At 60.0% G+C, this 20,257-nt stretch carries 21 protein-coding genes and 1 tRNA gene; 5 read left to right on the top strand and 17 right to left on the bottom strand.

Annotated features, from left to right (window positions below):
• Window positions 1-168 precede the first annotated feature (168 nt).
• The 4 genes from AN476_RS15320 to AN476_RS15305 form a co-directional block, all read right to left on the bottom strand.
• Window positions 169-801 carry an IS30 family transposase gene (locus tag AN476_RS15320; RefSeq protein ID WP_253279911.1) on the bottom strand — a complete coding sequence of 211 codons (633 nt, stop codon included), beginning with the start codon at window positions 799-801 and terminating at the stop codon, window positions 169-171.
• Window positions 802-1,060: 259 nt separating this feature from the next.
• Window positions 1,061-1,771 (bottom strand): glutathione S-transferase family protein, encoded by a 711-nt coding sequence (locus AN476_RS15315; protein ID WP_054462472.1) that lies wholly within the window; start codon window positions 1,769-1,771, stop codon window positions 1,061-1,063.
• 69 nt (window positions 1,772-1,840) lie between these two features.
• Window positions 1,841-2,383, bottom strand: coding sequence for an RNA polymerase sigma factor SigZ (gene sigZ, locus AN476_RS15310; protein ID WP_054462471.1), 543 nt, complete (start codon window positions 2,381-2,383; stop codon window positions 1,841-1,843).
• Between the two features lie 161 nt (window positions 2,384-2,544).
• Window positions 2,545-3,477 (bottom strand): DMT family transporter, encoded by a 933-nt coding sequence (locus AN476_RS15305; RefSeq protein ID WP_054462478.1) that lies wholly within the window; start codon window positions 3,475-3,477, stop codon window positions 2,545-2,547.
• A 78-nt stretch (window positions 3,478-3,555) separates the two neighbouring features.
• Between AN476_RS15305 and AN476_RS15300 the strand changes: the two genes are divergently transcribed.
• Both AN476_RS15300 and AN476_RS15295 read left to right on the top strand, forming a co-directional pair.
• A complete protein-coding gene (locus AN476_RS15300; protein WP_054462470.1) occupies window positions 3,556-5,184 on the top strand; it encodes an AMP-binding protein in 1,629 nt (542 codons plus the stop codon).
• Window positions 5,185-5,338: 154 nt separating this feature from the next.
• Window positions 5,339-6,349, top strand: a complete 1,011-nt coding sequence (locus AN476_RS15295; protein ID WP_054462469.1) for a hypothetical protein — start codon at window positions 5,339-5,341, stop codon at window positions 6,347-6,349.
• Between the two features lie 251 nt (window positions 6,350-6,600).
• Here the strand turns inward: AN476_RS15295 and AN476_RS15290 are convergent, their stop codons facing one another.
• The 6 genes from AN476_RS15290 to AN476_RS15265 form a co-directional block, all read right to left on the bottom strand.
• Entirely contained in the window at window positions 6,601-7,998 is a 1,398-nt protein-coding gene (locus AN476_RS15290) for an SPOR domain-containing protein (protein ID WP_054462468.1), read from the bottom strand.
• Window positions 7,999-8,137: 139 nt separating this feature from the next.
• Window positions 8,138-8,770: a uracil phosphoribosyltransferase gene (gene upp, locus AN476_RS15285; protein WP_054462467.1), complete on the bottom strand. Its 633-nt coding sequence runs from the start codon at window positions 8,768-8,770 to the stop codon at window positions 8,138-8,140.
• Window positions 8,771-8,861: 91 nt separating this feature from the next.
• The gene (locus tag AN476_RS15280) at window positions 8,862-10,073 is read right to left on the bottom strand and encodes a phosphopentomutase (RefSeq protein WP_054462466.1); all 1,212 of its coding nucleotides are present in this window, start codon (window positions 10,071-10,073) and stop codon (window positions 8,862-8,864) included.
• Window positions 10,073-11,377, bottom strand: coding sequence for a thymidine phosphorylase (locus AN476_RS15275; RefSeq protein ID WP_054462465.1), 1,305 nt, complete (start codon window positions 11,375-11,377; stop codon window positions 10,073-10,075). The genes AN476_RS15280 and AN476_RS15275 overlap by 1 nt, the downstream gene beginning before the upstream one ends.
• A 5-nt stretch (window positions 11,378-11,382) precedes the next feature.
• A complete protein-coding gene (locus AN476_RS15270; RefSeq protein WP_054462464.1) occupies window positions 11,383-11,775 on the bottom strand; it encodes a cytidine deaminase in 393 nt (130 codons plus the stop codon).
• 114 nt (window positions 11,776-11,889) lie between these two features.
• Window positions 11,890-12,981, bottom strand: a complete 1,092-nt coding sequence (locus AN476_RS15265; RefSeq protein WP_054462463.1) for a cupin domain-containing protein — start codon at window positions 12,979-12,981, stop codon at window positions 11,890-11,892.
• Between the two features lie 183 nt (window positions 12,982-13,164).
• Between AN476_RS15265 and AN476_RS15260 the strand changes: the two genes are divergently transcribed.
• The 3 genes from AN476_RS15260 (at window position 13,165) to AN476_RS15250 (ending at window position 16,555) form a co-directional block, all read left to right on the top strand.
• Window positions 13,165-15,438, top strand: a complete 2,274-nt coding sequence (locus AN476_RS15260) for an NADP-dependent malic enzyme (protein WP_054462462.1) — start codon at window positions 13,165-13,167, stop codon at window positions 15,436-15,438.
• 150 nt (window positions 15,439-15,588) lie between these two features.
• Window positions 15,589-16,308, top strand: coding sequence for a sirohydrochlorin chelatase (locus AN476_RS15255; RefSeq protein ID WP_157063777.1), 720 nt, complete (start codon window positions 15,589-15,591; stop codon window positions 16,306-16,308).
• Window positions 16,309-16,481: 173 nt separating this feature from the next.
• Window positions 16,482-16,555, top strand: a tRNA-Cys gene (locus tag AN476_RS15250).
• Window positions 16,556-16,671: 116 nt separating this feature from the next.
• Here AN476_RS15250 and AN476_RS15245 read toward each other — a convergent pair.
• The 7 genes from AN476_RS15245 to AN476_RS15215 are packed head-to-tail and all read right to left on the bottom strand — an operon-like array spanning window position 16,672 to window position 20,214.
• Entirely contained in the window at window positions 16,672-17,667 is a 996-nt protein-coding gene (locus tag AN476_RS15245) for a tyrosine-type recombinase/integrase (protein ID WP_054462460.1), read from the bottom strand.
• Window positions 17,645-17,830 (bottom strand): hypothetical protein, encoded by a 186-nt coding sequence (locus AN476_RS15240; RefSeq protein WP_054462459.1) that lies wholly within the window; start codon window positions 17,828-17,830, stop codon window positions 17,645-17,647. Before AN476_RS15240 ends, AN476_RS15245 begins: the two co-directional genes overlap by 23 nt.
• A gap of 4 nt (window positions 17,831-17,834) precedes the next feature.
• On the bottom strand, window positions 17,835-18,959 hold the full coding sequence (locus AN476_RS15235) for a hypothetical protein (protein WP_054462458.1): 1,125 nt from the start codon (window positions 18,957-18,959) through the stop codon (window positions 17,835-17,837).
• Complete coding sequence (locus tag AN476_RS15230; protein WP_054462457.1) at window positions 18,952-19,299, bottom strand: DUF4031 domain-containing protein; 348 nt, start codon at window positions 19,297-19,299, stop codon at window positions 18,952-18,954. The genes AN476_RS15235 and AN476_RS15230 overlap by 8 nt, the downstream gene beginning before the upstream one ends.
• A complete protein-coding gene (locus AN476_RS15225) occupies window positions 19,299-19,667 on the bottom strand; it encodes a hypothetical protein (RefSeq protein WP_054462456.1) in 369 nt (122 codons plus the stop codon). Before AN476_RS15225 ends, AN476_RS15230 begins: the two co-directional genes overlap by 1 nt.
• Window positions 19,664-19,954 (bottom strand): hypothetical protein, encoded by a 291-nt coding sequence (locus AN476_RS15220; RefSeq protein ID WP_054462455.1) that lies wholly within the window; start codon window positions 19,952-19,954, stop codon window positions 19,664-19,666. The genes AN476_RS15225 and AN476_RS15220 overlap by 4 nt, the downstream gene beginning before the upstream one ends.
• Window positions 19,951-20,214, bottom strand: a complete 264-nt coding sequence (locus tag AN476_RS15215) for a hypothetical protein (protein WP_054462454.1) — start codon at window positions 20,212-20,214, stop codon at window positions 19,951-19,953. The genes AN476_RS15220 and AN476_RS15215 overlap by 4 nt, the downstream gene beginning before the upstream one ends.
• Window positions 20,215-20,257 lie beyond the last annotated feature (43 nt).

Raw genomic sequence — 20,257 nt, 5'->3', positions numbered from 1 at the left:
TAGAGAACGGTACAGCTCCTTGGGCAGTTTACGGGATTGTTTGATAAGCGCTTGAATGACGCTGTGGCTATCTTTGTTGCTGACCTTTGCCAGCATCACAAAGCGAGTGTTGCGCTCGACCAGTGTGGCGATGAAGCTGTTGCTTGAACCTGCGATCAGATCACCTTCTCAGTGCCCTGGTACAGCGCGATCTTCTACCTCCACGGGCCGCTCACGGATCGAAACAGCATCGTTGAACGTCCCCAAACCACTCCGCTTTAACGTGGCATGACGTGACCGCCTGATGGACCGTGCGGCACGTAAATACGCCTGTAGTTCCTTCTTTAGAACGCCCCGCGTCTGAATGAAAAGGCTCCGGTAAATCGTCTCATGCGAGATGCGTTTGTCTTCCTCATCAGGGTGTTCGCGCATCAACCAACCTGCGATTTGTTGCGGGGACCACTTGCGATGCAGCTTGGTCGATATCATGCGGCAAAGATAGTCGTTGCCTGCCAACTTGCAGGGCTTTGGACGGTGCGCTCGATCCCAGGCCTTCGCGTCGGACCTAGCTGCACGGTAATGTTTGGAGCCGCCATTGCGGCGAACTTCACGGCTGATAGTTGAGGGTGCCCGGTGAAGGCTGCATGCAATGGACCTCAGCGACTGCTTAGCTACAAGGCCCCGTGATATCTCTTCCCGCTCACCGAGTGTCAGCGCCAACCGAGACCGCGCCCGGGCTATTGGCCTGATGCCACCAGTGCGCTCAAGTAATGGATAAATGGACGAAGATCCGCGATCAAACACACGTCCAATCGAGCTCATCGACTCTCCGCGCTGCCACCGATCCCAGATCTCTGCCTTCTGCTTTTCTGAGAAAAATTTCCGCTTCCGATAGGCCATGACTTACACTCCATCTTTCCAAAAAGACTAAAGTGTTGCGTCGACCCGTTGAAACCGCCGGACGAAGCTGCCGTTCGTTCCCAACTTGCCAATGCCCATTTTGCGGACGATCAGTCGTTACTGACGGCAATTGGTCGGTTGACCTACCCAACAGAATTGCCGGGTAGGTCGTCAAGTTTGATCACCCGCAACAGCCGGCACCTGAGGCCTTAGCGACTTCGATTGGTGCCTCATTGAAATTGGCACCCCGTCCCAGGAACGTCCTCTCTGCCAGATAGAAATTGGAGAACGCTTCGTTGAAATCTGCCGGGACAGATTTTTCGGCGATACCGGTCTTGGCCACCGCCGACTGCCATGCCTTCACTTTTGGATAATTGGCGAGGAAGTCATAGCCCGAATGCTGCTCGACAATCAGCGCGCGATGCAGCAACGGCAACCATGCGATATCCACGTTGCCCATCGTTTCGCCATTAAAGAACGGTCCCTCACCGAGTTTTTTTTCCGCCTTTTCGAAAGACTTGTTCAGTTTTTCACTTCGTTCAGCGAGCGTTTCCTTGTTGGCGCTTTGCATCGTCGAGCACTGAACAAGATAATGCTTCGTGGCTTGATAGCTCCAAGCGCGATCGATTGCCCGTTGTTCTGGCGTTACTTCCGCCACCAGTGGGGCGGTTACGTCGTCGATGTATTCCACGATCGCGTCAGATTCAAAAAGCGCTGTACCGCTCTCAGTGATAAGCAACGGCACCTGACCTGTTGGTGAGATATCCAAAAACCATTGCGGTTTGTCACTCAGGTTAATGTATTCGATGTCGTAGGGGATGCCCTTTGCCGAAAGCAGAGCTGTGACGCGCTGAACAAATGGGCAGATTTTGAAACTTACGATTTTGATCATTGAACTATCCTTCGTTTTTGTTGGTTCAACCTGTAAGACGGGTGCCCAAACAAAAAGACGGAAAAAAATTCAACATTTGTCGCAAGCATTTGATTTAGATTTATATTCAGATAGGTTGCCACGAGCATCCACTGTGAACTTGCAGCAGTTTTCAAAGACAGACCGCAAAGCCGCCCGCCCCGTTTTGACACGTGTTTTCAGTGTGGAATATGGGACCCCATGCGTCGCAGCATAGTCCTTTTGCGATTGTCCTTCGATATCAATCGCCCTCAGCAATTCCGCCGTTTCGCTTGGCAAAACATTGATAAATGGCTCGACGCATCGCTCAAGCTCATTGCGCATTTCAGGCGCGACCTCCGAGTACCAAAGATCATCAGGATGTATGTCCTTGGCGCGGCCATTCTTCCGATAGAAATCGATGATTGTTCGGTGCGTTGTTTGAAACAGCCAAGACTTTACTTTCGACGGGTCATCCAGAGAGGTTATTCCCAGGAATGTCTTGATGGATATTTCCTGAAGCAAGTCTTCGACATCTTCTGGATTTGAGACCTTAGAATGCAAAAACGACTTGACGCGAGCGCGATATTCAACCCAGACCTTTTCTACGTTCATATGGAGCTCTCCTAATCCATGTCTACTACGTCTTGAGTCGCGTAGACTCTTTGTCGCACTTCGATAGCCGAACTTCGTTCGCGATGCAGCATCAGTCATATTGGGCTCTAACAGGACATTCGCTGCGTCTTCTCAGCCGAAGGCCTCGCCAATGCAGACTCTCACGCCCCTTTGGATGAGCGCAGCGCCAAGGTGGAGCCTGCCAGAACGATCAGGGCAATCCCCATCATCTGCGCGAAGTTTAGCACCTGGCCATAGACCAGCCAGGCAATGGCCGGACCGACCAACAGCACCGAGTATTCAAACACTGCCACAAAGGAGGCCTCGCCCAGCTGATAGGCCTTGGTGATCAGAAACACACCCCCGACGGCGGCAAAGCCCTGCAAAAGGATCAAATGCGACATCTCCCACAGCGGCCAGACCCAGCCGCGGGTGACAAAACCGTCAGCCCCCTGCTCCACCGGCAGCGGCCAGATCTCGACACCAACCAGCAGTAGGCCTCCGATCAATCCCTGCGCCAACAGATAGATGAACAGCATCGAGACCGTGCTTTCCTCTTTGCACAGGGTGCCCGTCACGATGGAGCCCAAGGCATAAAAGAACCCGCCTGCGACTGGCAGCAGGATCATCCAGTCAAAGGCCGTGACATCCGGTTGCAACACAAAGAGCACGCCGACAAAGCCACCAATCACCGCCGCGATCCGCACCATGCCAATGCGCAGCCGCATAAACAGCACCGAGACCACAACAATGATGATCGGTGAGGTGAACAGCCCCGCCAGCGCTTGGGCAATGGGCATCAGCGCCACTGCCGAGAAGTAGAAGACCATCGAGGTGGCCACCAGCATCGCCCGCAGGGTTACTGCGCCAAAGCGACGCGGCATCATGCTACCAAAACCCATCTTCGACATCGCCCACAGGATCGGCAGCGCCACCAGGGTGCGCAGCACATAGAACTGCCCCAGCCCCAAGGTCTCGGCCATCAAGGGCACTGCGTTGTCGGTGACACCAATGATGGCCATGGCTGCCAGCATCGCCTGTGCTGCCGAAGTTTGATTGCCCACGTGGGACGGGAGGGATGCAATTTGTTTCATAACTCTTTCATTGCCCGCAACTTTCATCATTATCTGTTCTCAAACCGACATACCGACAGAATCATGGGAGGAAAGCTGATGGGATGGATGGCTGACGAGGCGGGCCTGGAGAAAACCGCAGCAAACTATGTGCCGCTGACACCGCTGTCGCATCTGCGCCGCGCCGCACATGTCTTTGGCGATGTTCCGGCGGTGATCTATGGCACCCACCGCAAGACCTATGCCGCCTATTATGACCGTTGCACCCGTCTGGCCTCGGCGCTGGCGGGCATGGGGGTGAAACCCGGCGATGTGGTCGCAACCCTCATTCCCAATCTGCCCGCCCAGGCAGAGGCGCATTTTGGCGTGCCGGCCTGTGGCGCGGTACTCAACACCATCAACACTCGGCTGGATACCGACACGGTTGCCTATATCTTTGATCATGGCGGCGCCAAGGTGGTGCTGGTGGATACCGAATTCCTGCCCCTGGCCGAAGCCGCCGTTGCACGGATGGACGGCAAAGCGCCGCTGCTGATCGAAGTACCGGACCCGCAGGCCGGGTTCGAGGCCACCGGACGCCATCCGACCTATGAGGACGTGCTGGGCAATGCCGAACATGATTTTGAATGGATTCTGCCGCAGGACGAATGGGAAAGCCTGGCGCTGAACTATACCTCCGGCACCACTGGCCGCCCCAAGGGCGTGGTCTATCACCATCGCGGTGCATACCTGATGACCATGGGCACGGTGATCTCCTGGCGCATGGTGATGAACCCGGTCTATCTGGCCATCGTGCCGCTGTTTCACTGCAACGGCTGGAACCACACCTGGATGATGCCGGTGCTGGGCGGCACTCTGGTCTGCTGCCGCAATGTGACACCAAAGGCGATCTATGACGCCATTGGCGACCATGGCGTCACCCATTTTGGCGGCGCCCCCATCGTGCTGAACCTGCTGGTCAACGCCAAGGAGGAAGAACGCCGCTCCTTTGACCACACGGTTGAGGTCTTCACCGCTGGCGCCCCTCCTGCCCCCGCAACGCTGCAAAAGATCGAAACGCTGGGTTTTCATGTCACCCAGGTTTACGGGCTGACCGAAACCTATGGCCATGTCACCGAATGCCTGTGGAAGGGCGACAAATGGAACGACCTGGATCATCAGGGCCGCGCCGCCATCAAGGCCCGCCAAGGCGTTGCCTTTCCGATGATGGACCATATTACCGTGCTCGATGACGAGATGAAGCAGATCCCCAAGAACGGCTCGGATCAGGGTGAGATCGTCATGCGCGGCAACTCGGTGATGAAGGGCTATCTGAAAAATCCGGAAGCCACCGCCGAGGCCTTTGAGGGCGGCTATTTCCATTCAGGCGATATCGCGGTGCAGCATCCAGATGGCTATATCCAGATCGCCGACCGGGCCAAGGATATCATCATCTCGGGCGGCGAAAATATCTCTTCGGTCGAGGTCGAGGGCGTGCTGATGGGCCATCCGGCGGTGAACCTGGCGGCCGTTGTGGCCAAGCCGGATGAGAAATGGGGCGAAGTGCCCTGTGCCTTTGTGGAATTGAAGGAGGGCGAAGAGGTCGATGAGGCAGGACTGATCGCCTTTGCCCGCGAGACCATCGCTGGGTTCAAGGCGCCCAAGCGGGTGATTTTCCAGGAGCTTCCCAAGACCTCCACTGGGAAAATCCAGAAGTTCGAGCTGCGCGAGATCGCCAAAAAGCTCTAACCCGCGACCTGCCCCTCTCTGGCGCCAGGATTTCGGCGCCAGAGAAAGGAAAAACACCAACAGCTGTGCCATTTAACAATCAAAGCCATTTGCCGCCCATGCCAGCCCCATGCTAGGCTTGCTGCAACGAAAATAGGCAAGACAGGCAGGCAGAATGACCGTTTTGAGGGAATTCGAACGACTTGAGGCCGCTGGCCTTTGGCGCGCGAGCCCGGACGCCCAGCGGCGGGACGTGATCATTTCGGTGGGCGATGCCACTCTCACCATCACCGATTTGCAGGACAGGGTTCTGGCCCATTGGTCTCTGGCCGCGGTAGAGCGCGCCAATCCCGGTATCTTTCCCGCCCTGTTCCACCCCGATGGGGACCCCGGCGAACAGCTGGAAATCCCCGAAGATGAAGAGACCATGCTGGCGGCAATTGAAAAGGTCCGCCATGCCATCGAGCGGGCCCGCCCTCACCCAGGCCGCCTGCGGGTGATGAGCATTCTTGGCAGCCTGTCGCTGGTTGCCCTGCTGATCCTGTTCGGATTGCCGGGCTTGATGCAGAGCCACGCTGTCAAAGTGGTGCCCGAGATCAAGACCAAAGCCATCGGTCAGGCCCTTCTGGGGCGGATTGAGCGGGTGTCTGGACAGGCCTGTGCCACGCCCGAGGCCATGCCGATCCTTGCCAAACTGGCGCGGCGCACCGATGTGCGGCAATTGGTGATCATGCGCTCTGGCGTTGCCAGCAGCCTGCATCTGCCCGGCGGCATTGTCCTGCTCAATCGCAGCCTGGTCGAAGACCATGAGGATCCGGCCGTCGCCGCTGGCGCGGTCCTAGCTGAACGCGCCCGCGCGGAGCTGCGTGACCCCCTGGCAGAGTTGTTGGACGCTGGGGGTGTTCTGGCCTCTTTCCGGTTGCTCACCACAGGTGAGCTGACCCGCGAGACTTTGGATCGCTATTCCGAAACCGTGCTCGCCGCACCGCGGCCCGCGCTGCCAGATGATATCTTGCTGGGTGAATTTGCCCGCGCCGCTATTCCCTCGACCCCCTATGCCTATGCCTTGGATGTGACCGGGGAGACCACAATCGGCCTGATCGAGGCAGACCCGATGGCAGGGCGCGTGCTGGAACCGGTGCTGAATGACCGCGATTGGGTCCAGTTGCAGGATATCTGCGGCTAGAGGAGGGCCCCGGCCCTGCCCTTAGGCCCCCCACGCCTGCCCAAACGCCAAGCGCCACGCCACATCGGTTCACCGCAAAACCTGCACTCTCAAAGCCTGAAATGCAGCTGTGCTATGAGCTTAACTCGTTGTATTTAAACGCCCCATTGTTCTGGCCAGATCTGCGGAGCGAGAAGGGTTGGCCTGCAATGCCAAAAGCCGCCTGACAGAGCGGCGGCCTTTGTCGAAAGCAACCATGCGTGAGCATTCTCTTAGCGGCTGATCCGCGCGCCGCGATGCCCTGCGGCCCGAACCTTGTTCAGAGCCTGCTCAGCCGCGCCCTGACTGCCAAAGGGACCGGCCAGAACCACCCTGTGCGGCACGCCACCACGCGAAACAGATCCCAGACGCACCGGAACACCGGTTGCTGCAAGCGCCCGCGCTGCCCGCTGTGCCTCTGCGCCATCGGCATAGGTCGCCGCACGAATGTAGCGCGCCTGCGAGGCCACCGGTGTCTCCAATCTGGCACCGGGCTCCGAGCGGCTGGACAGACGCAGCTCCAGCCCGCTTTGGGTCTCACCCTCGAACCGGTCATGGCGCGTGCTCTGCACGATCACTGTTTGGCGATCCAATGGCAGATCGCGCAGGCTGCGGGGCGCGCCACTGTTCCAGATTGCATCCATCTGCGCATCCCCCCGTGCGGTGCGAACACCGCGCATTGGGTTCATGCGATCATCGGCGCGATCCACTGCGACATAGCCCGCAGGAACCTGGGATTGGCTGGTCAGGATCGCCGGACGGAGATCCCGTTCGGCCCGGCGAAGGTTCAGACGATCATCGGTCCAGACCGGTTTGTAACCTGCCGGGGTGGCCAGATCCTGGCTGTGACGTTGCTGTTGATAGACATGGACGGGCAACACCCGCGTATTGGGGGTGAGCTGCAGCGAAGACTGCGGGCCAATGCCACTGCCGGAGCCGTAGCTCACAGGGGATTTTGTCTGGGGACCACAGCGCACACCGCTATGATTGCTATATTGCTGGCTGATCGCCGAAGCTCCGGCGCAGCCAGCCTGAGCCTGCCCGGTTTGCACCGGCACCGCCGCAGGGGGCTTGGGCGCAGGCTTCGCCGGAGCCGCCTGGATACGCACTGGCGCTGCCACAGGCTGGCGTGGCTTTGGCGTCGGCGTGACCCGGGCAGTGGTGGTTTGCGGCGTGCGCTGCACCCGTGAGGTGGTCACCACGGAAGGCGCAGCGGTCGCGGCTGCAGCGCGACGGGGTTTGGGCGCGGGCGTGGTGGCCTGGACAACTGGAGCACGGACAGCTGGGACCCGGCTCGCAGGCGTTGAACTTCCGTTCAACGTAATCTGCTCCGGTGCGGCGCTTTGCGTTGGGCGGGCGGTGGTTCCAGCAACGGCAGTGGGCTTGTACCCACAGAGCTGTTTGCGATTGCGGGCCACCCGCGGCACCCAGTTCACATTGCCATCAATGCCGGCGCGAATATAGACACAGCCACGACTGTCGACATATTGCTTGCCACCAAAGGAGGCCGGGGGAAACTCTGCTGGCGGACTGGCAGACCGCAGGCTTTGGGCCTGAAGCGCCGATGTCTGTACCGTAACAGCAGCGGAAGTCGCTATGATGGCGAGCGCGACAATTCTTGTTAGTTTCATACCTATGCCCCACAATATATGGGGGTAAGGATGCCTTAAATTGCCAAATGAGTAAAGCCGCCTGTGGCAACAATATGGCGGCAATCGGGCAAATAGTTGCGCGATTGCCGGTTTTGGTCAAGCGGCCAGAAAGGCAGGCCTATTTGGTGCCAAACATGCGGTCGCCCGCATCGCCGAGCCCCGGCATGATATAGCCTTTGTCGTTCAGCTCGCGATCCAGGGAGGCCGTCACGATAGGCACATCCGGATGGGCTTCCTTCATGCGGGCAACGCCTTCGGGGGCGGCCAGCAGGCAGAGGAAGCGAATATTGGTGGCGCCCGCTTCTTTCAGCAGATCAATTGCCGCCGCCGAGGAATTGCCGGTGGCCAGCATCGGATCCACCGCAATCACCATACGATCGCCGAGCTCTTTTGGGGCTTTGAAGTAGTACTGCACGGGCTGCAGGGTTTCTTCATCCCGGTAGAGACCCACAAAGCCCACACGAGCAGAAGGCACCAGATCCAGCACCCCGTCCAGCATGCCGTTACCGGCCCGCAGGATCGAAACCAGCGCCAGCTTCTTACCGGCCAGAATGGGCGAGTCCATGGTTTCCATCGGTGTCTCGATGGTTTTTTGCGTCACCGGCAATTCGCGGGTGATTTCATAGGCCAGCAGCTGGGTGATTTCGTGCAGCAGGCGTCGGAACTCGGAGGTCGAGGTGCCCTTATCGCGCATCAGCGTGAGCTTGTGTTGTACCAGTGGGTGATCAACAACGGTCAGATGTTCGCTCATTTGGGCTCTCTCCTACTATGAATTCCAACATGCTTGGCGGCGGGTTTATGCCCGCTGCCCCTGTCAGGGCAAGCGGGTTTTGATCTTTCGGTCAAAGAAAGCTGCGCCCCAGCCCCTGCGCCGGTACCCCAAGATGCGCCGCAACCGAGGCTGCGACATCCACAAACCCACGCTGGCCAAGGCAGCCCTGACCACGGCCTGCCACCAGAACAGGCACCTGCTCGCGGGTGTGATCGGTGCCTGGCCAGCTGGGGTCATTGCCGTGATCCGCCGTCAACAGCAGCATATCATCCGGTCGCAGGCGCGGCAGCAGCTTGCCCAGCTCAGTGTCAAACCACTCCAAGGCCCGGGCATAGCCCGAAATGTCGCGACGATGCCCATAGAGGCTGTCAAATTCGACAAAATTGGCAAAGGTCAGGCTGCCCTCTTCAGCGTTGTCGATGGCGCGCGACAGATGTTGCATCAACTGGGCATCCGGTCCCTTTTCCAGCGTATCAATGCCGGTCATGGTGAAGATATCGCCAATCTTGCCAATGGCATGCACCTTGCCTCCCGCATCCTGCACCCAATTGGTCAGCACCGGTGCGGGTGGGGCAATCGCAAAATCGCGCCGGTTTGCGGTGCGGGTAAACCCCGTCTCAGGCGAGCCCACAAAGGGACGGGCGATGACGCGGCCCACCTTCATCGCATGCAGGCGCGGCGCCACCGCACGACACAGGTCCAGCAAGCGCTCCAGGCCAAAGCTCTCTTCATGGGCGGCGATCTGGAACACACTATCCGCTGAGGTATAGCAGATTGGCGCTCCGCTCTGCATATGCGCGGCGCCATGTTCTGCAATGATCTGCGTACCAGAGGCATGACAATTGCCCAAGATCCCCGGCGCCCCCGCCGCAGCGGCCACCAAATCGCTCAGATCTGCTGGAAAGGCCGGATCGGCATCGGGAAAATAGCACCAATCCCAGGGCACCGGCAGCCCCGCCAACTCCCAATGGCCCGAGGGCGTATCCTTGCCCTGGCTGACCTCGGCGGCGCAGCCCCACAACCCGGTTGGTTCGGCGTCAAAGCCCGGCAGCGGCACGGAGGAGGCGAGACGCGTGGCCGCCCCCAGCCCCAAAGCCTCAAGATAGGGCAGATGCAGCGGCCCTGAGCGCCCCTCCTCCGCCTGCCCTGCCGCACAAGCTTGGGCGATATGGGCCAGGGTATTGGCGCCCAGATCCGGCAGATCCCCGTTGTAAAAGGCATTGGCATCCGGTGCGCCGCCAATGCCAACCGAATCCATCACCACCAGAAAGGCACGGGCCATCAGTTGATCCTTTCATGTATCAGGGGCAACGGCTCCGGCGCGCGCTCGGCAATTTCCAGCGCCTTGAGCACCGCGGCCTCGGCCTCCAGGGCGGCGCTTTCGCGGGCGGCATGGATGCGCACCAGGGTCTCCCCCGCCTCAACCCATTGCCCCAGGCGCAGAAGGTCCGACAGGCCAACGGCTGGATCGACCAGATCGTCTTCGACCATGCGCCCGCCCCCCAGCTGTACCACCGCGAGGCCCAGGGCCTCGCCATCCATGGCGGCGAGGTAGCCCGCACGCGGCGCCGTGACCTCGTGGATTACCGGGGCGACCGGCAGGTAGCGCTGCCAGTGTTCGGCAAAATCTTCCGGTCCACCCTGCGCAGCAACCATGCGGCCAAAGCGTTTTGCCACACGCCCGCTCAGCAATGCCTCACGTACAATTGCTATGCCCTCGTCCTCATCCCGGGCCAGACCAGCCTGAACCAGCAAAACACCTGACAGCGCTGCGGTGATCTCGACCAGCGGATCGCTTTGCCCCGAAGTCAGAGAGCGCATCACCTCGGCCACCTCCAGCCCATTGCCGAGCGCGCTGGCAATCGGCTGGTTCATATCGGTGATCAGCGCCGTGGTTTTGCAGCCCGCCGCATTGGCGGTCTCCACCAGCGAGCGCGCCAGAGCCCGGGCCTCATCACTGGTCTTCATAAAGGCGCCCGAGCCAATTTTCACATCCAACACCAGTGCTTCGGGGCTGGCGGCGAGCTTTTTCGACAGAATGGACGCGGTGATCAGATCCAGGCTCTCGACCGTCGCGGTGACGTCACGAATGGCATAGAGCCGCTTGTCCGCAGGGGCGATGCGGCCTGTCGCCCCCACGATGGCACATCCCACCTCGGCGGTGATCCGATGCAGCCGCTGTTCGGACACCTGAGTTGTGACACCGGGAATGGCCTCCATCTTGTCCAGAGTGCCACCGGTATGGCCCAAGCCCCGGCCAGAAATCATCGGCACGTAGATACCACATTCCGCCAGGGCCGGCGCCAGCAGCAGCGAGACGCAATCGCCGACCCCGCCGGTAGAATGCTTATCCATCACCGGTCCCGGCAGGTCCCAGTGCAGCACATCCCCGCTGTCGCGCATCGCCAGAGTCAACGCCCGACGCGCAGACTGATCCAGCCCCTGCAGGCAGACCGCCATGGCAAAGGCCCCAGCCTGAGCATCGCTGACCTCGCCACTGGAGAGGCCTGCCGCAAACCAGCGCAGCTCTGCCTCGCTGGGCTGTTCTCCGCGCCGCAGGGCGGCAATGATTGCGCGCGCATCCACGGCGTTCAGCTCCGCGCCATGTGGCCGACGTCAAAAGCACCGGGCAAAAGATCACCAATGGTGGTTTCTTGCTCCACACCTTCCAGCGTGCCCATGGTCACCTTCACCGCGCCTGCACCAAATTCCTTGAGTTTCTGACGGCACCCGCCACAGGGCGGCACCGGCGCGGGGCTGTCGGCCACCACATAGACCTCTGCCAGCTCCCGCTCACCCGCGGCAACCATAGCGGCAATAGCGCCGGCCTCGGCACAGGTGCCTTCGGGATAGGCAACATTTTCCACGTTGCAGCCGACATAGACATTGCCAGCAGCTGTACGCAGAGCCGCCCCCACCTGAAAATTGGAATAGGGCGCATGGGCGTTCTTGCGCACGGCACGGGCGGCTTCTTTCAGGGTCATCACTGGGTCTCGCTTGCTAGGGCCAACAGGTCGGGCACATTGATCGAAAGACGACAGGATAAGAGAAAGCACCAGCAAAGGTGAAGCCCCTATCCTGCGCCGTTTCAGGACGGGTCATGCAAGGGTCGTATTGAACACCCCTGGCAGGCTGACCTCCAGCAGTTCCAAATCCGCAGAGGCGCTGCTCAGTCGGGTTTTCATCCCCGGCGGAATCACAAAGGCGTCGCCCTCTTCCAGCGGAAACGGGTCGCGCCCCTCGCCCTCTAGCGTGACAGCGCCATTCATCACAAAGGTGAAATGGATATCAGTGTCATGGCTGGCCCAGACCGGGTCGCGCGCCTCCTTGGCCGGGCGCACCACCTGCACGCCCGCAACCCCCTTGGTGTTTTTGGCAATGGTGGTGTCACGGCAGTCAAATCCCGGCAGGCGGAACGGCGTCCAGTCCGCTCCTTTTGCCTGATTATAGACAAATCGCTGCCCCTGCCATTCGCGGTCTGGCCGCAGATGTGGGGTTGGCAGAGTCATTTCGTGGTCGATCTCGGTCACATGTTCGGCCGGCACGCCAATTTCGATCACCTGCACATTGTCGCTGGCCTCCAGCACCCGGTGGCGGATCTCGGGCGGTTGGATAAAGCAATCCCCGGCAGTGAGGCGCATCTTTTCGCCCTGATCCTCATAGACCACATCAACCCAGCCATGGATGCAAAAGATCAGCTGAAAGCCCACCCGGTGAAAATGCACCATATCTGGCACCGGTCCACCATCTGGAATGCGGATATGGCTGGCAATGATCGACCCGCCCAGCCGATCTGGCACCAGGTCGCGATAATGCATGCCCGCTCGCCCAATGATCCAAGGGGCCTGATCCTTGAGACGGCGCACCACAAAACTATGCACCGTCTCTGGCATCACCAAGGGAGGATGACGCTCCTCGATCTCGATTCTGGTGCCATTGGGGGCTGTCAGAACCCGTTGGCCATCGGCAAAGCCATCCGGATTATCACAGAGAATGCGCAGGGTGCCTGGCTGTTCGGCGGCCCCTTTCTCGATCCGCAGGCGCAGCCCATGACCGGAAAACACCCCAACGGAGGGATCATCTGCCGGGTAGATCATATCCATCTTCATTCCCAAAACCTTGGTAAAGAATGGAATATCGTCGCGCAGCTCCTGTGTTGGCAGGCGCATTTCCGCTATGGTTTCACTCATTTTTTCTCCCCTCGCCGTGACCCTGATCTTGAACCTCGCCAGAGCCGGATCTTTATTGGCGTCACAGTGGGATGAAGTTTGCCCTTGCGCAAGATGTCGCAGATCACGTTAGGTTAGCAAAAGCATATTCACCCGACGTCACAAATGGTTTAACGTTAAACTATCAGTTTTCTGGAGCCCCTCATGTCTGACACCCCCTCGCTGCGCGACGCGGCCCTGCGCTATCACGAATTCCCCCGCCCGGGGAAACTGGAGATCCGCGCCACCAAGCCAATGGCAAACGGCCGCGACCTGGCACGGGCCTATTCGCCAGGGGTGGCCGAGGCCTGTCTGGAGATCAAGGCAGATGCGGCCAATGCTGCCCGCTATACCGCACGCGGCAATCTGGTGGCTGTAGTCTCCAATGGCTCGGCCGTTCTGGGGCTGGGCAATATCGGCGCGCTGGCGTCAAAGCCGGTGATGGAGGGCAAGGCGGTTCTGTTCAAGAACTTTGCCGGGATTGACTGTTTTGACATCGAGGTGAATGAGAGCGACCCGGAAAAGCTGGCCGATATTGTCTGCGCACTGGAGCCCAGCTTTGGCGCTATCAACCTGGAAGACATCAAGGCCCCGGATTGTTTTATCGTCGAAAAGCTTTGCCGCGAGCGCATGGGCATCCCGGTCTTTCACGATGACCAGCACGGCACGGCGATCGTTGTCGGGGCCGCAGCCCGAAACGCGCTGCATGTGGCAGGCAAGAGCTTTGAGGACATCAAGATCGTCTCGACCGGCGGTGGGGCTGCCGGTATTGCCTGCCTCAACATGCTGGTCAAGCTGGGGGTGCAACGCAAAAACATCTGGCTCTGCGATATTCACGGGCTGGTCTATGAGGGCCGCACCGAAGACATGAATCCGGAAAAAGCCGCCTTTGCCCAAGCCTCTGACCTGCGCAGTCTGGACGAGGTGATCGGTGGTGCCGATATGTTCCTCGGCCTTTCCGGTCCCAATGTGCTAAAGCCCGAAATGGTCGCCAAGATGACCAAACAGCCGATCGTCTTTGCTCTGGCCAATCCCAACCCCGAGATCATGCCAGAGGCAGCACGCGCCGTGGCACCAGATGCCATTATCGCCACCGGACGCAGTGATTTCCCCAATCAAGTCAACAACGTGCTCTGCTTCCCCTTCATCTTCCGCGGCGCGCTGGATGTGGGGGCCTCTGAGATCAACGACGAGATGCAGATCGCCTGTGTCGAGGGCATCGCCGAGCTCGCCCGCGCGACCACCTCAGCCGAGGCCGCCGCGGCCTATAAGGGGGAGCAGCTGACCTTTGGCGCCGATTATCTGATCCCTAAGCCCTTTGATCCCCGACTGGTGGCGGTGGTCTCCTCTGCGGTTGCCGAGGCCGCAATGCAAAGCGGTGTTGCCGCCCGCCCCATCGAAGATATGGAAGCCTATAGACAGCGGCTGAACCAGACTGTGTTCAAATCTGCCCTGCTGATGCGCCCCGTCTTTGAAGCCGCCCGCGCCGCCGCCCGCCGCATTGTTTTTGCCGAGGGCGAGGACGAAAGGGTGCTGCGCGCCGCACAGGAGATACTGGAGGAAACCACAGAGACCCCTATCCTGATTGGCCGCCCCGAAGTCATTGAATCCCGGTGTGAAAAGCTGGGCCTGCGGATCCGCCCTGGCAGTGATTTTCAGATCGTCAATCCCGAGCATGATCCGCGCTACTATGACTATTGGACCAGCTATCACCAGCTGATGCAGCGCCAAGGTGTCACTCCTGACCTGGCCAAGGCGATCATGCGCACCAATACCACCGCCATTGGCGTCATCATGGTGCATCACAATGAGGCCGACAGCCTGATCTGTGGCACCTTTGGCGAATATCGCTGGCATCTGAACTATGTAAACCAGGTGCTTGGCGGCAATGGGCTGGAGCCCCATGGGGCCCTGTCGATGATGATCCTCGAAGATGGTCCGCTCTTTATTGCCGACACCCAGGTGCGGATCGAACCGACTCCGGAACAGATTGCACAGACCGTGATGGGCGCCGCCCGCCATGTCCGCCGTTTTGGCATCGAGCCGCGCATCGCGCTGTGCTCGCAGTCGCAGTTTGGCAATATCGCCTGCGATACCGGCGCCCGCCTGCGGGGCGCCATCCAAATCCTGGATGCGCAGAACTGCGATTTCACCTATGAGGGAGAGATGAATATCGACACCGCCCTGGACGCCGAACTGCGCGGTCGGATCTTCCCCCATTCGCGTCTGCAAGGCGCGGCCAATGTGCTGGTTTTTGCCCATGCCGATGCCGCTTCCGGCGTGCGCAACATCCTCAAGATGCGCTCTGACGGTCTGGAGGTTGGTCCGATCCTCATGGGCATGGGCAACCGCGCCCATATCGTCAGCCCGTCGATCACTGCACGCGGTCTGCTGAATATGGCGGCTATTGCCGGAACCCCTGTGGCACAATATGGCTAGGCCTATCGCCAAAGGCCCACTCCCAAAGGGCTCTCACCTTAGTCCCTTGATCAAGCCGGGGGCCACTGCGCTCCCGGCTTGCCTCCATACTCTGAGCACCCTCCCTCACGGCCCCAGCCGTTACCAACAGGCCATCCGCCCCTAGGAGCCATGAACCCCATGCCCTCTGCTGCCGCCACCGCTATCCTGACCGCCCATGGTCAGCCCTCCGCGCCGCAGGCACAGGAGGCGGCGCTGGCGCGCCTGGCCACCGAGGTCGCGGATCTGCTCCCCGCTTGGGAGATCCGTTCGGCCACCCTCTCCAGCCCCGGCCTGCTGGAGCAGGTCACGCAAGATGGTGCCCTGGTCTATCCGTTTTTTGTCGCCAATGGCTGGTTCACCACTCAGGTCCTGCCAAAGCGCTTACAAGGGTTTCGCTACACCCAGCTCGCCCCCTTTGGACAGGACCCCGCCCTGCCGCAGCTTGCAGCGGATGTTCTGAACCGAGAGCTGCAGCGCCAGCCTCCTATGTCGGGCGACAAACCCGCCCTCTTGCTCGCCGCTCATGGCTCGGCGCGCGGACCAAAGGCGGCAGAAGCCACCGAGCGTTTTGCCAGTGCCCTGCGCTCTTTGTTGCCAGATCATCAGCTCTTGACCAGCTATATTGAGCAAGCCCCCTTGATCTCCGATGTGGCCCGCGACCTGCCCGACACCAGCCTCTGCCTGCCGTTTTTTGCCCAGTCCGGCAATCATGTAACCTCTGACCTGCCAAATGCCCTGCAAGAGGCCAATTTCAAAGGCCGGACCCTCGCCTCTCTCGGCAGCGCCCCCGGCGTCGCCAGGTTGATCGCCGAGGCCTTGCAATCGGCCGCCGCAAATCGCAAGGCCTAGCCGCGGTCCAGAGCAAAGCCCCGGCCTGATGTCGGCAGAATTTCTGGCAAAGGTCCCCTAACGGCAGGGCCTAGAGCAAGAGAGCAAGAAATCCGTCTTGTTTGGGCTTGTACCCCAAGATGAATCAGGCTAATTCCAGCACACACCACAAAGACCTTGTATCCAAGGCGTTAGGCGAGTTGGCGGAGTGGTGACGCAGCGGATTGCAAATCCGTGTACACCGGTTCGATTCCGGTACTCGCCTCCATTTAATTTCAAGCACTTAGCGGATTTTTCGCTTTAGCTTGAAATCGCGTCTAAGCAAATGTCTAAACATTCTGTTTTTGTTCTGTTCGTTTTGCAGACCAAAAACGGGGTGTTTTGTCATGGCTTTTTTCGGCGGCTTTGGGCTTCGATTGCCCGCACGCGCTGACGGATTTGCTGGGTGTAGTGTGCGACCATCTTGGGGCTTTGCCCGGTGACTGCGGCCACCAGTTCGTCATTGCATCCCGCTTCGACCAGTTCGCATGCCGCGTTGTAGCGCCAGCTGTGAATGTCGAAATCCAGCGCCCCGATGTCTTCCCTGATCTTCCGAATGGCCTGCGAAGCGCCGCGATATGACCAGCGATTGGTCGCGCGGTGGTTCGTCAGCATGAACAGCGACCGGCGTGGTGCCGCGTCCAGCGCCTCCTGAAGCGCGGGCACGATGGGCACCCAAAGCCGTTTCCCGGTCTTGTTCTGTTTGACCGTGATTCCCCCGTCCTGAATGTCGCCCCACCGCATTTCCAGCACGTCACCGATGCGCTGGCCGGACCCAAGGCACAACTCCATCAGCAGGCGTTCGCGGGTGCCAAGGGGGGCGGCTTCGCGGAAGTCGTCTATCAGGCTTTGCGGCCATGGCAGGCGTGGGTCGGTGTCCACCTTCAGCAGCGACACACCCTTGGCAGGGTTGTCTGTTCGCCACCCAAGGTCGATGCAATGTTCCATCAGGATGCGGATGACCTTCACCGCGTAGTTCGCGAAGTACGGCTTTTCGGCGTTCTGGTCGCGCAGGCGGATCACATCCTTGCGCTGCAGGTTGGCCGGGTTCAGCGGCCCGAACCGTTCGTCAATGAAAGCGGTGTACTTGTCATAATCCAGCGCCGTGCGTGGCTTCAAATTCCGATAGCGCGGCGACTTGTGGTAGCTGCGAATGAGCGCGGAAAAGCTGCGGCGCAGGACTTTGGGTTGATCTTCACCCTTCAGGATGGCGGCATATTCGGCCCAAAATTCAGGGGTTCCGAAGTCCGCCTTGATTTTTTGCGAAGGCCAGCCGCGCCGCTGAAAATATAGCCCATTGCGTTGTCGGTATATGAATTTAGGAAGCTCCCGCTTTGTCATATCGCATATCCACTTTGTCAAATTCCGAAAGGTTTTCCGGTTCCGTTTCTAATTCTAACTCGATTCGTTTTCCCTCGATCACCACGCGCTTGACAACCCGCCCTTCGGCTTCGAAGGCTTTCAGGTAATTCAGGGCTTTCTTTTCGGCTGTCATGGCTGGCATGGTGTCACCCTTTTTTGCCCGGCACCTTCATCGGCATCTGGACCACAACCGTCTTCGGGTTCTTGGGTGTCGCGATGAAAGGTGCGTCCGGTGCGCTGCCGGTGAATTCGACATCACCGACTGCCCCGACCAGCTGGCGCAGGTAGTGCGCATTGAAACAGAAGGCTGCGCCGGTGCCCTTCAAGGGCATTTCCACGGCGTCTTCATTGTAGTCATTGCGAACGCGCATGGTGCCCGCGTCAGGGTCAAGTGTTGTGGGTCGCCAGCTGTTGTGCTTTGGCAGTCGGCTGACGTGGGCTTGGGTCACTGTCGCGCGGATGGTCGGTGCACCGCCGATTGCGTCCACCGCCTTCCCCATCACCACTTCCCATTTCGGATACCTTCCGTCGATGCACCGGCTTTTCAGGTGCCAGCTGTCGCCATCCACCACAATCGCATGGGTGTCTTTCCCGGCGTGCCCCTTGCCTGCGGCGACAACCCCGATGGTGACGGAAAGTGGCGCATCACCGTCGCGCTTCACCAGATGCTGCAGCGTGCAAACGGTTGGTGCCGGGATTATGACCTGCGGCCCGCCATAGGGCATGTCCATCAGGTGCCGTGCAAGCCGGTGACCATCCGTCGCGACCAATGCCATTTCGCCATCGACGGCGGTCAGAAACACCCCGTTCAGGTAGTATCGCGTTTCCTCTGTCGAAATCGCGAACCGCACCGCCTGAAGGGCCGCATGCAGCTTGCCTTCCGCGATTGTGAACCTGTGCACGGGCTTGCCGGTGTTCAGGGTCGGGAAATCGTTCAGGTCGATGCCCTTTGGCCCGCGCACCGCGACTTGGCTGGTGGTGATATACGCTGCCCCGTCATCAAGGCTGACCGTCGCAGCACCAGTGCTGTTGCCAAAAGCGGTGATGGCCGTAGGTGGGTCAATCGCCACTTGGAATTCGCCGGTGCGCGTTGCTTTCAGGAACACGGTCAGTTCTTGGTCAAGGTCGGTGGCCTTCAGGTGCGGTTTGTCATCGAAGTTCGCGACCGCGACGGCCAGAATTGGAATGTGGTGCGCCTCGCGCACGACATCGACCAGCTTCAGGGCATCGACAAGGCTGCGGGTGTCAAGGATTGCGGTGGCGTCAGTCATGGCGGATTTCCTTTGTTCGGGATCTGGTGCGCGAGGCGCAGGCGGCTTTCGCCGCTTCGACTGCGGCGCGTTCGTCAAGGTCTGCGAACCACTTGCTGCGGTATCGCTTCATCACATCGACCAGCTGGCGGCGTTCCACTTCGATGGCCCCGGCGGCGACCGCCTTGGCCCGCATCGCTTTGCAGATGTCGAAGTGTGGATGGCTGACGGGCTGGAACCACTTGCGGGCCACGCCAATCCGGTCGGCCATCGCCAGCAGTTCTTCCATGCTGTCGGCCAGCATGTGGCACATAACCATCCGACCGACGCGGTGACGGGGTGCATCGACGTAGACAGCCATCACATCAACTCCTCGGTTTCGTGCCGGGTCAACGCGCCCGGTTCTTCCCAAACGAATGCGCCATCCATCGTTGTCTCGAGGCGGTCGCGGGCGATTTCCAAAATTTCAGAAACGATGCGCCCGCGAATTTCCTTGGCAATCCGTCGTTCGCGTAGTGCGGGGTGTTCGATAGCTGGGGTGATGCCATCGTGGATCTGCGCCAGCCTTTCCAGTTCATCCCAAAGCGCATCGCTGCACGCCCCGTGGTGGCCAATCTGTTTTTCAGGTGCCCGCGACCATGCCGCGGCGTCACCGCGTGCCATCAAGGCCCGTTTCGCCAGCGCCAGCACGCGCTGCAGGTCATCGTGGATTTCAGACGGCTGAGTCACTGCGCCGCCTCCCGATGCGTGTTGACCGCGTGCACGGTTGTCTGAACCTGCAGGCGCAGGTGCTGCGGGTAAGCCGGTTTCGTGCGGTGTGGGCGCTGATAGGTCTTCGCCCGATGGTCATATTCGATGCGGTTGGGGTGGTCCGTCTGGTACGCCTTCAGGTCGTTCGATGCCTGCGGGATAGACATGCCGAACGCTGCCGCAATGTCGCTGCGGTTGATAGTGCCCTGTTCAAGCCGCGAGTCGATCCAGACAAGGCGCAGAAATTGCGAAAACGGGCGCTTCATTCTTCCGCCTCCCGTACCGGGTCCAGCAGGTTGCGGTGCACAGGCACGAATGGCCAGTCTTCGCCCCTGATGGCTGCACGGCTGCGCAGGGTTTCGGCTTGGTGGTGATAGCCAAGCCATGACCACGTGACATCGGTGGTGGTGCCCTGACCGGACAGGTGCAGCAGTTCGCCTGTCTGCGGGTTGCGCAGGCGCACCTTGTCCTTGGCCAGCAGGGCCTGGAACGCGCGTTCCTTGGGGTTTGCGAACTGCACCGGCATGTCTATCTTTCGGTTCTCTGGTGTCCATCGCTGGCCCCTGTTC

The organism is Phaeobacter sp. 11ANDIMAR09 (genome assembly GCF_001294455.1).
Lineage (GTDB): Bacteria > Pseudomonadota > Alphaproteobacteria > Rhodobacterales > Rhodobacteraceae > Pseudophaeobacter.
This window is presented reverse-complemented; position numbering and strand designations above follow the sequence as displayed.

Bases quoted from the DNA above. Each gene is read 5' to 3' on its own strand.
- AN476_RS15320 (WP_253279911.1), bottom strand. From the start codon at position 801: ATGAGCTCGATTGGACGTGTGTTTGATCGCGGATCTTCGTCCATTTAT.
- AN476_RS15315 (WP_054462472.1), bottom strand. From the start codon at position 1,771: ATGATCAAAATCGTAAGTTTCAAAATCTGCCCATTTGTTCAGCGCGTC.
- sigZ (WP_054462471.1), bottom strand. From the start codon at position 2,383: ATGAACGTAGAAAAGGTCTGGGTTGAATATCGCGCTCGCGTCAAGTCG.
- AN476_RS15305 (WP_054462478.1), bottom strand. From the start codon at position 3,477: ATGAAACAAATTGCATCCCTCCCGTCCCACGTGGGCAATCAAACTTCG.
- AN476_RS15300 (WP_054462470.1), top strand. From the start codon at position 3,556: ATGGGATGGATGGCTGACGAGGCGGGCCTGGAGAAAACCGCAGCAAAC.
- AN476_RS15295 (WP_054462469.1), top strand. From the start codon at position 5,339: ATGACCGTTTTGAGGGAATTCGAACGACTTGAGGCCGCTGGCCTTTGG.
- AN476_RS15290 (WP_054462468.1), bottom strand. From the start codon at position 7,998: ATGAAACTAACAAGAATTGTCGCGCTCGCCATCATAGCGACTTCCGCT.
- upp (WP_054462467.1), bottom strand. From the start codon at position 8,770: ATGAGCGAACATCTGACCGTTGTTGATCACCCACTGGTACAACACAAG.
- AN476_RS15280 (WP_054462466.1), bottom strand. From the start codon at position 10,073: ATGGCCCGTGCCTTTCTGGTGGTGATGGATTCGGTTGGCATTGGCGGC.
- AN476_RS15270 (WP_054462464.1), bottom strand. From the start codon at position 11,775: ATGACCCTGAAAGAAGCCGCCCGTGCCGTGCGCAAGAACGCCCATGCG.
- AN476_RS15265 (WP_054462463.1), bottom strand. From the start codon at position 12,981: ATGAGTGAAACCATAGCGGAAATGCGCCTGCCAACACAGGAGCTGCGC.
- AN476_RS15260 (WP_054462462.1), top strand. From the start codon at position 13,165: ATGTCTGACACCCCCTCGCTGCGCGACGCGGCCCTGCGCTATCACGAA.
- AN476_RS15255 (WP_157063777.1), top strand. From the start codon at position 15,589: ATGAACCCCATGCCCTCTGCTGCCGCCACCGCTATCCTGACCGCCCAT.
- AN476_RS15245 (WP_054462460.1), bottom strand. From the start codon at position 17,667: ATGACAAAGCGGGAGCTTCCTAAATTCATATACCGACAACGCAATGGG.
- AN476_RS15240 (WP_054462459.1), bottom strand. From the start codon at position 17,830: ATGCCAGCCATGACAGCCGAAAAGAAAGCCCTGAATTACCTGAAAGCC.
- AN476_RS15235 (WP_054462458.1), bottom strand. From the start codon at position 18,959: ATGACTGACGCCACCGCAATCCTTGACACCCGCAGCCTTGTCGATGCC.
- AN476_RS15230 (WP_054462457.1), bottom strand. From the start codon at position 19,299: ATGGCTGTCTACGTCGATGCACCCCGTCACCGCGTCGGTCGGATGGTT.
- AN476_RS15220 (WP_054462455.1), bottom strand. From the start codon at position 19,954: ATGAAGCGCCCGTTTTCGCAATTTCTGCGCCTTGTCTGGATCGACTCG.
- AN476_RS15215 (WP_054462454.1), bottom strand. From the start codon at position 20,214: ATGCCGGTGCAGTTCGCAAACCCCAAGGAACGCGCGTTCCAGGCCCTG.